This is a genomic window from Empedobacter sedimenti, from assembly GCF_030005555.1.
Lineage (GTDB): Bacteria > Bacteroidota > Bacteroidia > Flavobacteriales > Weeksellaceae > Empedobacter > Empedobacter sedimenti.
This window is the reverse complement of record NZ_JASCQG010000001.1, coordinates 247,507-263,894: the sequence shown is the minus strand read 5'-3', so window position 1 is coordinate 263,894 and position 16,388 is coordinate 247,507. Positions and strand designations below refer to the sequence as shown.

Sequence of the window (16,388 nt, the reverse complement as noted above, 5' to 3'; positions counted from 1 at the left end):
TTACTAGAAAACACATGAAAAATATATTTTTAATTGCTCAACGAGAATTCTTTTCTCAAGTAAAAAACAAAGCATTTATTGTGATGACTTTTCTTTCTCCATTGTTAATTGTTGGAGCGGGAGCTGTTATCTTTTTATTAAGTTCAGCTAATAATTCTGAAGTAAAAAATATTGCAATCGTAGATGAGAGTACAGAGTTTGTAACATCTTTTAAGTCTTCTAAACAGATGATGTTTAGTATTTACACTCCTCAAGAATTACAATCTATTAAAGATACGTTGAAGGATAGTGAGTATTTGAATGCTATTCTTCATATACCTAAAAATACTGATGGTAATTACGAAAATATTGAGAAAAATACGGAATTAATTACCAACGGAAATTTAGGGATTACTGATCGTGAGAAGCTTACACGTGTTATTGGTGATAAAATAGAAAAAGATAAGCAAGCTAAATCTGGAATTAATAAGGAAGCTTTGGAAGCATCAAAAGCAAAAGTTAAATTAAATGTTTTTAATGTTTCTGATGGTAAAGCTGATAAAGGAATGGAACTGAAAATTGGTTTAGCAATGTTCTTAACTTATATTATTTTCATGTTTGTGATGATTTATGGCGTAAAAGTGATGCGCTCTATTGTAGAAGAAAAAAATAATCGTGTTGTCGAAATTATCATTTCTTCAGTGAAACCTTTCGAATTGATGATGGGTAAAATCGTTGGAACAACAATGGTTGCGCTTACACAATTCACAATTTGGATTGGTATGACTTTAGCGTTATTAATGATTTTCCCTGCTATTGCAGCATCTCGTATGGATATGACGCAACAAATGATGAATCAATCTCAAATGACAGAAGCAAATCCAGATATGATGCAGAAAATGACAGAGGTAAGTGAAGTGCTTTTAACGTTTAATTATCCGTTGATTATTTTCGCGTTTATTGCCTATTTTATTTTAGGTTATTTGTTTTATAGTTCCGTTTTCGCGGCAATTGGTTCTGCGGTTGATAATGATACAGATACACAGCAATTTACGTATTTTCCTTTAGTTCCAATGATGGTTGGTTTGTATGGAAGTATGACGACTTTTGAGAATCCTGACGGACCAGTAGCTTTTTGGTTATCTATGATTCCGTTGACTTCTCCAATTTCCATGATTACCCGAATTCCTTTTGACGTTCCTATTTGGCAATTAGCTTTATCACTTTCAATATTGCTTGTTAGTACAATATTTATGGTATACATTGCTTCAAAAATTTATAGAATCGGAATTTTGATTTATGGTAAAAAGCCTACAATTAAAGAAATGATTAAGTGGATTAATTATAAAAACTAATTATTTAACCGAATGAAATTTCATTCGGTTTTTTTATGTTTTAAACTTACATTTGATAAAAAATAATAACATGATTAACGCAAACGATAGATTATTAGTGATAAGTACAAGTACGATTCACGGATATAGTTTTTTGGAATATATAAAAGACGAAATAAAAGAGTTTATAAAAGCTGACGAGATAGTTTTTATACCATATGCTCGCCCTTCAGGGATTTCGTATGATGATTATACACAGAATGTAAAGGAGGCTTTAGAAACAGTTGGTATCTCAGTTAGAGGATTACATACTTTTGAGAATAGAAAAGAAGCTGTTTTGAATGCTAAAGCTATTTTTATTGGCGGTGGAAATACGTTTTTATTGTTAAAGACATTGTATGAGCAAGGTTTAGTAGAAGAGTTAAGAAACGCTGTACATTCGGGTACTCCGTATATTGGTACTAGTGCAGGAAGTAATATGACTGGTTTAACAATTGGGACAACTAATGATATGCCAATTGTTTATCCACCAAGTTTTGACGCTTTGCAATTCTTACCTTTTAACATTAACCCACATTATTTAGATCCTGATCCTAACTCTACACATAAAGGTGAAACAAGAGAAACACGTATTAATGAATTTCATAAATTTAACCATCAAGTTGTTGTAGGACTAAGAGAAGGAAGTTGGTTACGTGTAGAAAATGGAGTAGTGGAGCTAAAAGGGAAGTTATCGGCTCGTATTTTTAGACAGAATGAAGAACCGATTGAAATAGAATCTGGAGTTTTGACCAAAGAAACTTATTTACCATAAAAAAAAACCGCTCTATGAGCGGTTTTTTTAATTTATTATGAATTGATTATTTCAATTTCTTTGCGATGTACATTTTTTCAGCTAACTGTACGGCTTTATACGCATCTACAACTCCTCCAGTTACAGATAAATCGGCTAAAGCTGCATCTTTGTTAACAGAATCCATCAAAATCTGTTTGATATCCAGTGCAGATAATTTAGGATAATGTGCCCAAACCAAAGCCGCTACACCAGCAACAGCAGGCGAGGCCATAGAAGTTCCGTCCAAGTTTTTGTATTCTCCATCTTTATTTGGAACTGTTGAATAGATTTCTGCACCTGGAGCAAAAACATCTACCGATTTTTTACCATAATTAGAAAAACTTGCTTTCAAATTATTTTTATCCATTGTATTTGCACCAACAGTAATCACATTATTCACAATTTTCTCTCCTTTAGTATCAAAAATTGTAGGAAAATTATCATTTGTATCAACATCCAAATTATCATTACCGGCTGCTTTTATCAACAACAAACCTTTCTTTTCAGCATATTTGAAAGCATCCCAAACAATTTCAATATCTGGAGAATAAGGTTTTCCGAATGACATGTTTAAGATTTTAGCTCCATTATCTGCAGCATATCGAATTGCATTCGCTACATCTTTATCTCGCTCATCACCATTAGGAACAGTACGAACAGACATAATTTTTACATAACCATTTCCCGCAATTCCGTCCATTCCAATTCCATTTCCTGTTTTTGCAGCAATAATTCCAGAAACGTGCGTTCCGTGTAAAGCATCAGGTCCATCTACATCATTGTTTCCGTAGATGTGTTCTTTTTTATCTGCATAATTGTCACCAACAATTGAACGAGGGTCTAATTGAGTATTCAAATTAAATTCAACTTGTTCTTTGTAATATTTAGCACCTTCGGAAATGTCATCACCAGTCTTCTTTAAAAAATCTTTCATTGATTTTCCTTCCCAAGCTTCTTTTGGTACCATTGCAAAAATCATCATCCCTTGTTGTGCTTCTTTTGAAATAGGTTTAAAAGACATCATATTCTTTTGATTTAACTCTTTATCACCCCATTCTTTTAATAATGCAGGAAAACCAATTTTGAATACACTATCCATTTCGCCATACTGTGCATCACCTTGTTTTGCTTCGGCTAATTTATTTTCAAATTCAAGTTTTATTTTTTGAAATTGCTCATATTCTTTTGCATATTTGGTTTTATTTGTAGTTGCATCTTTACTTTTTTCAAATAAATCTGTATATTTTACAAAAAGGCGAGTTAACTCTAATGTATCTTCTGACACATTTTTACCATCTTTACCACCAATAAAATTCCATCCATTTATATCATCAATAAAACCATTTTTGTCATCATCTTTTCCATTTCCAGCAATTTCTTTTTTATTGATCCAGATATTATCTTTTAAATCGGGATGCGTAACTTCGACACCACTATCCAAAACACCTACAATCATTTCTGAAGGTTTACGTTTTTTAGATTCAAGAAATTGAATTGCTTTTTGAGTATTAACACCATAAACACCACTATCTTCATAAGAATCGTGTTGCCAAGATTTTTGTTCGGTAATTGGTTTTGCTGCAGTTTCTTGGGCAAAAGAAGTTACGCCAATAAACATTGCAAGTGATATACTTAATAAGAATTTTTTCATTTTATATTATTTTTGATCTTTTATGAATTGTAATATAACAGTTCAAATTTAATAAACCATAATATACAAAAAAGGCTCCAAATAATGAAGCCTTTTTATAATGTTGTGTTAAATTTAAAATTATTTCAATTTACGCTGCTTGTAAATTTCTTCAGCCTTTTGAACAGCTTTGTAAGAATCTACAACACCTCCAGCAACAGAAATATCTTTTAATTGGTCGTTTTTATTCACTGTTTCCATCAAAATAGTACGAATATCTTCTGCAGTTAATTTTGGGTAATGAGACCAAACTAACGCAGCAACACCAGCAACAGCAGGCGAAGCCATAGAAGTTCCGTTTAAGAAACGATATTGATCAACACCTGGATAAGTCGCATAGATCTCTTGTCCTGGTCCAAAAACATCTACCGATTTTTTACCATAATTAGAGAAACGAGCTTTCAACGCTTTTGGATCTTTTGTAGAAGCACCAACTGTAAGAACAGATTTAGAAACCGTATTTCCATTTCTGAAATTAGTTGGATAATGAACGTGAACATCAATATCTTCGTTGCTATTTCCTGCCGCTTTAACGATTAAAACACCTTTATCAGAAGCATATTTGAAAGCATCCCAAACTAAATCTGCATCAGGAGAATAAGGTTTTCCGAAAGACATGTTCAAGATTTTTGCTCCATTGTCAACTGCATAATAAATTGCATTTGCAACATCTTTATCGCGCTCATCTCCATTTGGAACTGTACGAACAGAAAGAATTTTTACATTATTTCCTCCAGTTGTTCCTTCAGAACCTATGTTGTTTCCTCTTACAGCACCGATAATTCCAGCAACGTGAGTTCCGTGAGAAGACTCAGGTCCGTTAGAATCTCCGTTTCCGTAAAAACGTTCTTTCTTATCATTTGGATTGTCAACATCTTTACGATCTACTAAATCTAAATTTAAGTGAGAAGATAAAGCATCACCTTTTGCAGCACGACGAGTCGCACCTAAATAGGTATTCGAAACTTCTTTCATCGTTTTTCCAACCCATTGCTCTTCTTTCAACTCACCAAAAATCCATAAAGCTTCTAAAACTTGAGAATCTGTCGGTTGATAATTCTTTAAAATATCTTTTGTTAATTTAGTATCACCAAATTCAAGAACCATTTTATTTACACCACCTTCAATTGCATTCAATTTAGATTGTGCAACTTGTTGGTTGTATTTTGCTTTTCCTACAGCGCTTAAATAATCTTTTTCAATTTTTTGAAATTCAGCATATTCCGTAGGATTTTTTACAATTGCATCATGATTTTTTTTCTGATCATAAGAAGCGTATTTAGTAGATAGAGCTTTGTAAAGACGCGTAATTTCAGTTGTATCATCATTGTAATTGATTCCTTTTGCAGTTCCTAAAAAAGACCAACCGTGAACATCATCAATGTAACCATTTTTGTCATCATCGATTCCATTTCCTGGAATTTCTTTTGGATTTGACCACATATTTGCTTTCAAATCTTCATGGAAATTCTCAACACCACTATCTAAAACTCCTACAATAATTGTATTTGCCTTTCTTTTGTTGTCTTTTAAAAACTGTAAAGCTTGATCAGTATTTACACCATAAACACCCGTTTGTTCTACACCTGCGTGATACCATTTTTCTTTCTGAACTTCAGTAGTTTGTGCATAAGTAAAACCTAATGTAAAGGCAAATCCTAAAGCAATAAATAATTTTCTCATTGTGTTATTTTATTAAATTTTTTAAATAAACTACGGCGCTTGGCCCTTCGCTAAATAATAGGTCTAAAATACTCAAATCCGGAATAAATTCAAATTTATCATCAAAAACTTGAGCATATTCTGTTAATTCATATTGAGCTGGTTTTTTAGCTGAAAATTGATTTCTAAAATCAAACTCTTGATCAATAGATTGATAAGATTCTGTTTGTTGAATATCTAAATCTAACTTTAATTTATTGTTGATGAAATCAATTGTTTTTAGATTAAAATCTAAAAGAAATTTCTCTTTTTGTTCTAAAATCGGAATGATATCATCTTCATAATATTCGAAATATGGAGAACTTTGATAAGCTGATTTTAACGATTTGATATGTTCTTTTTGCCAATCATACTCATAAGAAGGCTGTAAATCTTTGAACAAACGTGTGCCATTGTGAAAAATAGGAATATTTAACATCAATTTTCCGTTTGCTCCCAAAATATTCATTCGATTACGATACGTTTGTTTCTGGAAATTTTCACAAACTTCAATATTCAAACTTTGGCTTTTTACCATTTCTGCATAATAATCAATCGGTCCAAAATAAAAAGCCGCAAAAGTATTTTTCATTCTATTATTTTATATGGAAATGTGCATTACAATTAGCTTATAATGCACATTTATAGTGTTGTTAATTTTATTATTTAGAAGAATTTAATCGCTCTTCAATTAATATTTGTTTTTCTTTTTGTCTTTACGCGCTTTTACAACATCGTATCCAATCCAACCAATTAAGGCAATTAATACATAAATTCCGTAAGAAGTTTTGTCAGGATTATCATTGTTAATAGAAGTAAAGAAACGATCCCAAATGAATTTTTTAGGAGCAGCTTTTTCAAATACACCATTCATATTTGCCCAAATCATAATTGGACGACCAATGATATGATCTTCTCCTACGTAACCAAAGAAACGAGCATCTAATGATTGGTTTCTGTTGTCACCCATCATAAAATAGTAGTTTTGTTTAATTTCGTATTTAGCTGCTTTTTGATCGTTAATATAAATATCATATTTACCATTTGCAGAATCTACACGTAAATTATTGTGCTCGTATTTACGAATAATGTTAATGTACTGTGGCAGAGTTTCTTTGTTTACATCAACTAAATCTCCTTTTTTCGGAATATATAAAGGTCCGTATTGATCTGTATTCCATGCTTTATTTACAGGGAAAATAGTGTTTGTACTATCAATTTTACCATTTACAATATGTTCTGTTTTTTCTCCAACAGGAGATAGAATAGGAGTTACTGAAACCGTGTTAGAATTTGACTTCATCGTTGCAACGTGTGCATCTGTTAAAGCTGCAAATTTGTAGATAAATGTTCCGTCAGCTTGTTTATCAGCTACATAATCTGTGCTAATAATTCCGAAATTATCATATAATAATTTTTCACTGAACGGTGTTTTTACAATTACAGTATAAGCATGTTGAACTTGCGCATCTTTTTTAGGGATGAATTTTTTTCCGTCAACATATAAAATTCCGTTACGAACCTGAATTGTTTCCCCAGGTAAACCTACCAAACGTTTTACATAAGCGTCTTTACGATCAATTGCAGAGTAAACAGAATCTGTAGGATAGTTGAAAACAACTATATCATTTGATTTCAACTCTCTCCAACCTGGGATTCTCATATATGGTAAACGAGCTTTATCAATAAAACCATCACGGTAAATAAACTCAGAGAAAGGAATACCTATTGGAGTCATCGGAACACGAGCACCGTGGCTTACTTTTTCTACAAATAAAGCGTCACCAATTTTAATTGTATTCTCCATCGAACCAGTTGGTACGATCATGGGTTGAATAAACCAGTTGTGAACCAAAGTCGCTAATACTAATGCAAAAATCAATGAAGAAATAAATGTAGGTTTACGTTGTTCTGGACCTAAATATTTAGGATTATCAGAATAATTTACAGCGAAAATGTATAAACCTAAAGTCAAAACCATAATGATTTTGTCTTTTGTTTCTATTTTGCCATAAGCATCACCTAAATCTACAAAGAAAACTAACCAAAAAATTGGCCCTACGATTGGCAAATAAAATAAGATAATCCACCATTTTGGACGATGAATAATTTCTAAACCTTTCCAGATATTAAGGAAAGGAACATAAGCTTGCCAAGCTTGTTTTCCTGCATTTTTAAACAACTTCCAAGTTGCAGCTCCAAAGATTAAATTGGAGATTATAAAACCGATTAACCAATAAATTAATATTTGCATAAGTTTTTGATATTAAGTATTTTGTATTAGTTTAGTTCAAGTACATCTTTCATTGTAAAAACACCTTCTTTGTTCCAAATCCATTCCGCAGCTATTACAGCTCCAAGAGCAAAACCTTTGCGCGAATGTGCAGTATGCGAAATTTCGATAGTATCTACATCAGAAGTATATTGTACGATATGTGTTCCTGGTACGTTTTCGATTCGTTTTGCTTCTACAGGAATAATCTCTTCAGATTTTTTTTCCATTGACCACGAATTATAAGTTGTGTTTTCTATAATTCCTTCAGCAATTGTAATTGCTGTACCAGAAGGTGCGTCAAGCTTTTGTGTGTGATGAATTTCTTCTAAATTAATCTGATATTCGTTTCTATATTTATTCATCATTCTTGCTAAAACTTGATTTAGTTCGAAAAATAAATTGACTCCTAAACTGAAGTTAGAAGCATATAAAAAAGCAGTATTATTAGAAATTGCTAAATGATTAACTTCGTCTTGTTTGTCTAACCATCCTGTTGTACCACAAATTGTTGCAATTTTGTTTTCAAGTAATACTTTAAGGTTATCGAATGCATATTCTGGTTTTGAAAACTCTATAGCAACTTCAACATTTTTTAATTCTTCGGGAAGTGGAGTGCGCGAAATTTTGAGTACAACTTCGTGTCCTCTTTCGATTAAGATTTCTTCAATGGCTTTACCCATTCTTCCGTATCCAATTAAAGCTATTTTCATTTTTTGTATTAAAATTTTAAATTAAAAGCTAGTCCCAAAACTGGTTCTAACGTCATTTCGTCTTGTATAACCGTAGGTTTAAAAGACATTTCTGCATCATTACGAACAGTAAATAAATGCGCATCTACTGTTGCATCAACTACATTTAATAAATAAGCTAACGCAGTTAAAGCAACACTATAATCACGTTTTCTTTTGTAATCATCTTGAATTACAGCTAATTGATCTGGCGATAAAATTCCTGAAAATTCATTTGGAGAACCTTCACGAACAGCGATAAAAGCTCGACGATATTTTTTATATAAATTATTGTAATAAATTGTAAAACCTGTTCCTGTTGCTACTAAACCTAAAGCAATTGGAGCTTTAATCCATTTTCTGTTATACAATTGACCAGCTCCTGGCAAAATTGCAGAATATAATGATGCTTTGATAGGACTTTTTTCCATCAAAGGTTTTGTATTAGTAAGAGAATCTTGAACAATCAACTTATCTACAACAATTAGCGAATCTGTTTTAACTTGGGCAAATGTACACGTTGATGCTAACATTAATCCAAGTAAGAGCGATTTAATTTTCATTTAAAAACTTTCTTAAACGTTCAAATTCATCATCAGAAGTAAAATTCAATATAATTTTACCTTTTCCATTCTGCGCACGCTTAATTTCGACTTTTGTTTTCAGTGAATTTGTAATCGAACTTAATGCTTCTTTGTATTGAGTAGGTAATTCATTCACAACTTTCTTAGCTGTTTTATCATCACCTTCTTTAATTGACTTAATTAATTTTTCAGTATCACGAACAGATAGGTTATTACGAACAATTTTTTCATAAATGTCAAATTGTAAATCCGTATCATCAATTGCCATTAAAGCACGTCCGTGTCCCATCGAGATCATTCCGTCACGAATTCCTGTTTGGATGATTGGGTCTAATTTCAATAAACGCAAATAATTGGTAATAGACGTTCTGTCTTTCCCAACACGTTTACTTAATTCCTCTTGCGTTAGCTTGATTTCATCAATTAATTGTTGGTAAGAAAGTGCAATTTCGATCGCATCTAAATCTTGACGCTGAATATTTTCGACCAATGCCATTTCTAGCATTTCTTGGTCATTCGCTAAACGAACATAAGCCGGAATTGTTTTTTTACCAGCTAATTGCGAAGCGCGAAAACGTCTTTCACCAGAAATCAATTCATATTCTCCAGTTGGTTTTTTACGAATCGTAATCGGTTGAATAACGCCTAATGTTTGAATAGATGAAACCAATTCCTCTAAAGCTTTTTTATCGAAATTAGTTCGTGGTTGCCAAGGATTCGCGGTGATTTTTTCTAAATCTATTTCCAAAATGTTTCCAACCAATTTTTTTGCACCTTCATCTTGTGCTGTTTTTACAGTTGGTTCATCCTTTAATAGAGCAGATAATCCACGTCCCAAGCGATTATTTTTATTTGGCTTTGCCATTTTATTTAAACTGTATCGTTGTTGTTAATTAAAAATTCACGCGCTAAATTTAAGTAATTTTCTGCACCTTTACTCGCAGCATCGTACTGAATAATTGTTTCGCCAAAACTTGGTGCTTCTGACAAACGTACATTTCGAGTAATAATTGTTTTGAAAACCATTTGCGGAAAATGATTGTTCACTTCGTCTAAAACCTGATTAGAAAGACGTAAGCGCGAATCGTACATCGTTAACAATAAACCTTCGATATCCAATTCCTTGTTGTGATGTTGTTGAATTCCTTTTATCGTATTTAATAATTTTCCTAAACCTTCTAACGCGAAATATTCGCACTGAATAGGAATAACCACAGAATCAGCAGCTGTAAGCGCATTAAGTGTAATCAAACCAAGAGAAGGCGCGCAATCTATAATAATATAATCATATTGATCTTTGATTTCCGACAACGCGTTTTTTAACATGTATTCGCGGTTCTCATAATCCACAATCTCAATCTCGGCAGCAACTAAATCTAAATGAGCAGGCATCAAGTCTAGGTTTGGCGATTCTGATTGTAAAATAGCTTTGCTCGCAAGTACTTCATTTTCCAATACTTCATAGGTTCCTGCTTCGATTTCATCCAAATCAAAACCCAAACCAGATGTTGCATTTGCTTGCGGATCTGCGTCAATTAATAAAACTTTTTTCTCTAAAACACCTAATGAAGCGGCAAGGTTTAACGAAGTTGTCGTTTTACCAACACCACCTTTTTGGTTAGCAATAGCAATAATTTTACCCATAATTTACGTTCAAAACGATTTCAAAAATACAATATTTAACCTTGCTAAACCTTAAAGAAAAAATAAATTTTTGAACAATTGTCGATTAATTTAATTATTGATTGAAATCATGTGTTTGATTCCATAAATTTTAATATTATTTTATCTTTTTAACAGAATTAAAAAACTTATATTTGCGACAAGTATTTTTATAATTTTTTTAAGAAAAAAGTTGATGAGTTTTAACCTTTTATTCGAAAGCGTAGAGAATAGAAAGAGCTTTAACGCAGTAGTTTTAATGAATAGAAACGAATTTAAGAATTATTCTTTCCCTTTATTGCTTCGCAATGTATATTATGCGATACGTCTGTAATACCCTAAATTTTTTTTCGCAAAATTTTTAGAATTATTCAACACACGTAACATTTAAAAAGCATAATGAAAACTAAATACATAGATTTAATCACGCAATCATTTGACTTTCCACAAGATGAATTTGAATTAGATGGAGAGTACTTAAAATTTAATGGAATTGACCTAAAAGCTTTGGTCGAAGAACATGGTACACCATTAAAATTTACTTATTTACCTAAGATTTCACAAAACATTCAGAAAGCGAAAGGTTGGTTTGAAAAAGCGCGCGAAGAGCTAAACTATGAAGGAACTTACAATTATTGTTATTGTACAAAAAGTTCACATTTCCGCCACATTTTAGGCGAAGCACTTAAAAATGATATTCATATCGAGACATCTTCTGCATTTGACATTAATATTGTTGAGAATTTAATGCAAGAAGGATTGATAAATGAAGATCAATATGTAGTTTGTAACGGTTTTAAACGTGAAGAATACGTAGAAAACATTGCACGTTTAGTAAATAATGGTCACCGCAAAACAATTACTGTAATTGATAATTACGAAGAAGTTGATTTGTTTTCGGAAGCGATAGAAGGCGATTTTGAAATCGGAATTCGTATTGCATCAGAAGAAGAACCGAAATTTGAGTTTTATACCTCTCGTTTAGGAATTGGCTACAAGGATATTGTACCGTTTTATCAAACAATGGTAAAACCAAATGAACGCATTAAATTGAAAATGCTTCATTTCTTTATTAATACAGGAATTAAAGACAATTCATATTATTGGAATGAGTTGACAAAATGTTTGAGAGTTTATGTAAACCTTAAAAAAGTTTGTCCAGAATTAGATAGTTTGAATATTGGTGGTGGATTCCCAATCAAAAATTCGTTGAATTTCGAATATGATTACGAATACATGGCGAAAGAAATCTTGTTACAAATTAAAATGATTTGTGATGAAGAAGGAATTCCTGTTCCAAATATTTTTACAGAATTTGGTTCGTTTACAGTAGGAGAAAGTGGAGGAGTAGTCTACAAAATTCTTTATCAAAAGAAACAAAATGATAAAGAGTATTGGGATATGATTGATTCATCTTTTATGACAACTTTACCAGATGCTTGGGCAATTTCGAAACGATTTGTCATGTTACCAATTAACCGTTGGTACGATAAATATGAACGCGTATTATTAGGAGGTTTAACATGTGATTCTGACGATTATTATAACTCAGAGCAACATGTAAATGCCATTTATCTTCCGAAATATGATCAAGCAAAACCATTGTATATTGGTTTCTTTAATACAGGAGCATATCAAGATAATATTAGTGGTTTTGGTGGAATTAACCACTGTTTGATTCCTCAACCCAAATATCTTTTGATTGATGAAAACTATAATACAAAAGTATATTCTGAAGAGCAAACGCATCAAGATGTGTTGAATACTTTGGGTTATAAATAATTGAATTTTAAATAAATAAAAAACAAATAAAATGAGCAAAGGACCAATTAGTCAGTTTATTGAACATAATTACAGACACTTTAATTCTGCTGCATTAGTAGATGCTGCAAAAGGTTACGAGCAACACTTGTTAGAAGGTGGTAAAATGTTAATTTCTTTGGGTGGTGCAATGTCTACTGCTGAATTAGGAATTTCATTAGCAGAAATGATTCGTCAAGATAAAGTACACATCATTTCTTGTACAGGAGCAAATTTAGAAGAAGACGTAATGAATTTAGTTGCGCATTCTCACTATAAAAGAATTCCAAATTACCGTGATTTAACACCAGAGCAAGAGCGCGAATTATTAGATACACATTTCAACCGTGTTACAGATACTTGTATTCCTGAAGAGGAAGCTTTCCGTCGTTTACAACAACATTTAGAAGATGTTTGGCATGCGGCAGAAGAAAAAGGTGAGCGTTATTTACCACACGAATTCTTATACCAAGTTGTAAATTCTGGCGTTTTAGAGCAATACTACGAAATTGACCCTAAAGACTCTTGGATTGTTGCTGCAGCTGAGAAAAATTTACCTATCGTTTGTCCAGGTTGGGAAGATTCTACAACAGGAAATATTTTTGCGTCTAACGTAATCAAAGGAAATTTAAAAGCCTCTACAGTAAAATCTGGAATTGAGTACATGATTTACTTAACAGAATGGTATCGCGCAAATTCTGAAGGTAAAGGTGTAGGTTTCTTCCAAATTGCAGGTGGTATCTCTGGAGATTTCCCTATTTGTGTTGTTCCAATGATGTACCAAGATTTAGAGTGGACAGATGTTCCTTTCTGGGCTTATTTCTGTCAAATTTCTGACTCTACAACATCTTACGGATCTTATTCAGGAGCTGTTCCAAACGAAAAAATTACATGGGGTAAATTAGATATCGATACACCAAAATACATGATCGAATCTGATGCAACTATCGTAGCACCATTAATTTTTGCTTACATTTTAGGTCACTAAGATTTAAAATCTATAGATATAAAAAAACCACTTCATTTAGAAGTGGTTTTTTTATGCTTATAGGATAGTATTAAAAATATTTACTTTTGTAATTTAGAAAATTATCATTTTATTAATTATGAAACTACAAAAAGATATAAAAACAATTTATTTTGATACTACATTTAACTTAATTTTTGATTTAATTGAAAAAAAGAATGTTTATATTAATATTCCAATGTTTAATATAGAAAATTTAAATGGACTATTAAATAAAAATAAACTAGGCGGATTTGATCTAAATATTGAATTTAATGAAAAGCTTTTTGAGTGTCTAAGGAATGATATATCTTTTGATATTGTATTATTTGTAGGGAAATATACATGTAATATTTCAAATTTTTATCTTACAAAAACAAATAATGTTGACAATGTGGATTATTTCTATGGAGAAATACATGAATTAAAAAAAGACTTTAATTTAGAAAATAAAGTTTTTTGCCGTTTCGTAATTCCTGTTAACAATAAAAATGCTCAACTTTTCTATTTTATAGAAGCAAAGACATATTGTGATGAAAATATGTTTTATGCTAGGAGTTTTTTATCATTTAAAATGGCTCACTTAAGTTTTAATCTTTATGAAACAAAACGAGAAGATAAACGTTATTTTATTATAGATTCAGACGAACAGATTGATGTTGATGAGTTTGCAGACTTATGTCATTCAATTATGATTTCATACGGTTTTCTTTCTGGAGATTTTATTCAGGATGAAGCATATTATATTACTTCCAAAGACAATGATTTCAATGTTATTGATGGTTTTTCGTACCTACAATTACGTCCATCAATTTATTCGAAAGGAATATATAATCCTATTTTTTCAAATCCATATGGTTACTCCAATGATGATGGTATTATTAAAGTTGTTGGAGATAAGTTAAAAGTGTTTGATTCTTTTTTGTTTTCTAAGCTTTGTAATTTGGTTCATTTTGATGAAAATTATGCAATTGTAATTTTGTTAATTATTGAAGCAAATGTGTCAAGTTTAATTCTAAAACCGGCTTGTTATTCAGTTGCTTTAGAAAGATTAACTAATATTCTAATTAAAGAAAATAAGGGTTTAAAGCCAATTATAGATAAAAAGATCTCTAAAAATTTTATTGCTAAGCTAAAAGAAGTTCTAGATGTTTTTTCTCAAGATATAATAGAGCTTGGAGGTGATAATTCAATTGAAATCTTAAGGAAAAATATTGAAAATATTAACAAACCTACAAATAGAAATAAACTTTTAGAGCCTTTTAATTTATGTGATATAGAGTTAAATTCAGATGAAATAAATGCAATTAATCATAGAAATAATTTTCTTCATGGAAGAAATATTAATGAAGGGACAGAGGATTATAAAGAAATAAATCAAATATCTTTTCGATTGAATAAATTAATTAATAAACTTATGTTAAAACATATTGGGTTTTCTGGATATGTTGTAAATCATTTAAAACATAATGAAAAGAATTTAGGCATTGTAGTAAATGAAGAATTGTTTGAAAAAGTATAAAAAAAACCACTTCGCAAGAAGTGGTTTTTTTGTTTTATATCGTTTTCGATAATTAATCTTTCATTGCTTCACCAGCTTTTCTATGCGTAAATTTACCATAGATGTGTCTTCTTGCAAAACGGCTTGGCGAATCAGAATTTACCATTTTGATGTACGTGTTTTTAGGAACACCAAAGTACTCGTAATGATTTCCATCTAAATGTTCTACTTTCAAAATTTGCTCATCCATGTAAAAGTCATGAATGTTAGATTTTGCAGTTGTAGCCGTATATTCTTCTTTGTTTTTTTCGTGTGTTTCTGGGTTTATACTTACTAAAAAGTGGTAAGCCTCAATCACAACTTTACTCTTTTCTTCTGCAGCAATTCTTCCCGCTTCATCATTTACAAATTTATCAGGATGCGCGTCTTTCATCGTATTTCTGTAAATTGCTTTCAATTCTTTTAGCGTAGCAGTTTTATCTACTCCAAGTAATTTTCTGTGCTCAACAACGTTTTTCATAATTATAATCCTATTTTCGGAGTGCAAAAGTAATCATTATTAATGACGAATACGGATTAAATATACATTCATATCAATTATTTAATATCCATAGTCTTCTTTTAGATGATGATAAACGATTTTTTTCTTGTTCAGAATTTGATATTCAATTCCAATACTATCCTGGTTTATTGAAATTAATTTGGCGTGTTGTATAGGAGAATCTTTTAATTCATACAAATTTTCATGATCTTCATTCATATTCAAAACTTCACCTAAAACGCTTAAATAATCGGGACGACAAAGATTTTCAGTTTTTTCTAAAACCAAAAATTTCGAAGTCGTTTTATAAATATAGACACGTTCCATTCCGAGAACTTGCTTTTGTAATTCAATTTTATACTCGTTATTAATCGGAACTTTTTGAATTACATTACTATTTGTCAAAAAACTAACAATCGCCAAAAATGGAATTGCCATTGGTAAAATGCTCAAAAAAATCAAAAATGCGAGAACAATCGCATAAATCTTTACATAAATTAATTTCCAATTTGTAATGATAATATAAAAAGTAAAGAAAATCCAAAACCAGGCAAGTAGTATGTAAGTATAATCACCTTTGATGTTTAAATCTATATAATTGAGTAATGATAAAATTACAATCAAGCTGATAGAAAATATACTATAAATTTTGAGTGTTTTAGTCATGTTAGTTGTAAATTGTTCTCGAATATACATTATTTTGTTGAGTTTAATTTTTAGAATTATTTTGTATTTTAGAGCATAAAATAATA

At 31.0% G+C, this 16,388-nt stretch carries 15 protein-coding genes; 5 read left to right on the top strand and 10 right to left on the bottom strand.

The window, feature by feature from the left end; genetic code table 11:
• Nucleotides 1-14 precede the first annotated feature (14 nt).
• Both QHG34_RS01335 and pepE read left to right on the top strand, forming a co-directional pair.
• Nucleotides 15-1,334, top strand: coding sequence for an ABC transporter permease (locus QHG34_RS01335; protein WP_282628297.1), 1,320 nt, complete (start codon nucleotides 15-17; stop codon nucleotides 1,332-1,334).
• 70 nt (nucleotides 1,335-1,404) lie between these two features.
• Nucleotides 1,405-2,127, top strand: coding sequence for a dipeptidase PepE (pepE, locus tag QHG34_RS01330; RefSeq protein WP_282628296.1), 723 nt, complete (start codon nucleotides 1,405-1,407; stop codon nucleotides 2,125-2,127).
• Nucleotides 2,128-2,173: 46 nt separating this feature from the next.
• On the opposite strand, the gene QHG34_RS01325 is transcribed toward pepE, so the two are convergent.
• From QHG34_RS01325 to QHG34_RS01290, 8 genes are all read right to left on the bottom strand, one after another.
• A complete protein-coding gene (locus tag QHG34_RS01325) occupies nucleotides 2,174-3,799 on the bottom strand; it encodes a S8 family peptidase (protein ID WP_282628295.1) in 1,626 nt (541 codons plus the stop codon).
• Nucleotides 3,800-3,919: 120 nt separating this feature from the next.
• Nucleotides 3,920-5,521: a S8 family serine peptidase gene (locus tag QHG34_RS01320; protein WP_282628294.1), complete on the bottom strand. Its 1,602-nt coding sequence runs from the start codon at nucleotides 5,519-5,521 to the stop codon at nucleotides 3,920-3,922.
• 4 nt (nucleotides 5,522-5,525) lie between these two features.
• A complete protein-coding gene (locus QHG34_RS01315) occupies nucleotides 5,526-6,131 on the bottom strand; it encodes a WbqC family protein (RefSeq protein ID WP_282628292.1) in 606 nt (201 codons plus the stop codon).
• 99 nt (nucleotides 6,132-6,230) lie between these two features.
• Nucleotides 6,231-7,793: a signal peptidase I gene (gene lepB / locus QHG34_RS01310; protein ID WP_282628291.1), complete on the bottom strand. Its 1,563-nt coding sequence runs from the start codon at nucleotides 7,791-7,793 to the stop codon at nucleotides 6,231-6,233.
• A gap of 26 nt (nucleotides 7,794-7,819) precedes the next feature.
• Complete coding sequence (gene dapB / locus QHG34_RS01305) at nucleotides 7,820-8,524, bottom strand: 4-hydroxy-tetrahydrodipicolinate reductase (RefSeq protein ID WP_282628290.1); 705 nt, start codon at nucleotides 8,522-8,524, stop codon at nucleotides 7,820-7,822.
• An 8-nt stretch (nucleotides 8,525-8,532) separates the two neighbouring features.
• A complete protein-coding gene (locus tag QHG34_RS01300) occupies nucleotides 8,533-9,105 on the bottom strand; it encodes a DUF5683 domain-containing protein (RefSeq protein ID WP_282628289.1) in 573 nt (190 codons plus the stop codon).
• Complete coding sequence (locus QHG34_RS01295) at nucleotides 9,095-9,991, bottom strand: ParB/RepB/Spo0J family partition protein (protein WP_282628288.1); 897 nt, start codon at nucleotides 9,989-9,991, stop codon at nucleotides 9,095-9,097. Before QHG34_RS01295 ends, QHG34_RS01300 begins: the two co-directional genes overlap by 11 nt.
• Nucleotides 9,992-9,996: 5 nt before the next feature.
• Nucleotides 9,997-10,770, bottom strand: a complete 774-nt coding sequence (locus QHG34_RS01290; RefSeq protein ID WP_282628287.1) for a ParA family protein — start codon at nucleotides 10,768-10,770, stop codon at nucleotides 9,997-9,999.
• A 417-nt stretch (nucleotides 10,771-11,187) separates the two neighbouring features.
• Here QHG34_RS01290 and QHG34_RS01285 point away from each other — a divergent pair, with 417 nt between their 5' ends.
• The 3 genes from QHG34_RS01285 (at nucleotide 11,188) to QHG34_RS01275 (ending at nucleotide 15,116) form a co-directional block, all read left to right on the top strand.
• Nucleotides 11,188-12,570, top strand: coding sequence for a type III PLP-dependent enzyme domain-containing protein (locus QHG34_RS01285; RefSeq protein WP_282628286.1), 1,383 nt, complete (start codon nucleotides 11,188-11,190; stop codon nucleotides 12,568-12,570).
• A 31-nt stretch (nucleotides 12,571-12,601) separates the two neighbouring features.
• Nucleotides 12,602-13,576, top strand: a complete 975-nt coding sequence (locus QHG34_RS01280) for a deoxyhypusine synthase family protein (protein ID WP_282628285.1) — start codon at nucleotides 12,602-12,604, stop codon at nucleotides 13,574-13,576.
• Nucleotides 13,577-13,694: 118 nt separating this feature from the next.
• On the top strand, nucleotides 13,695-15,116 hold the full coding sequence (locus QHG34_RS01275; protein WP_282628284.1) for a hypothetical protein: 1,422 nt from the start codon (nucleotides 13,695-13,697) through the stop codon (nucleotides 15,114-15,116).
• 52 nt (nucleotides 15,117-15,168) lie between these two features.
• On the opposite strand, the gene QHG34_RS01270 is transcribed toward QHG34_RS01275, so the two are convergent.
• Together QHG34_RS01270 and QHG34_RS01265 are read right to left on the bottom strand one after the other, a co-directional pair.
• Complete coding sequence (locus QHG34_RS01270; protein ID WP_282628283.1) at nucleotides 15,169-15,615, bottom strand: KTSC domain-containing protein; 447 nt, start codon at nucleotides 15,613-15,615, stop codon at nucleotides 15,169-15,171.
• Between the two features lie 81 nt (nucleotides 15,616-15,696).
• Complete coding sequence (locus QHG34_RS01265; RefSeq protein ID WP_282628282.1) at nucleotides 15,697-16,302, bottom strand: hypothetical protein; 606 nt, start codon at nucleotides 16,300-16,302, stop codon at nucleotides 15,697-15,699.
• Nucleotides 16,303-16,388: the final 86 nt, after the last annotated feature.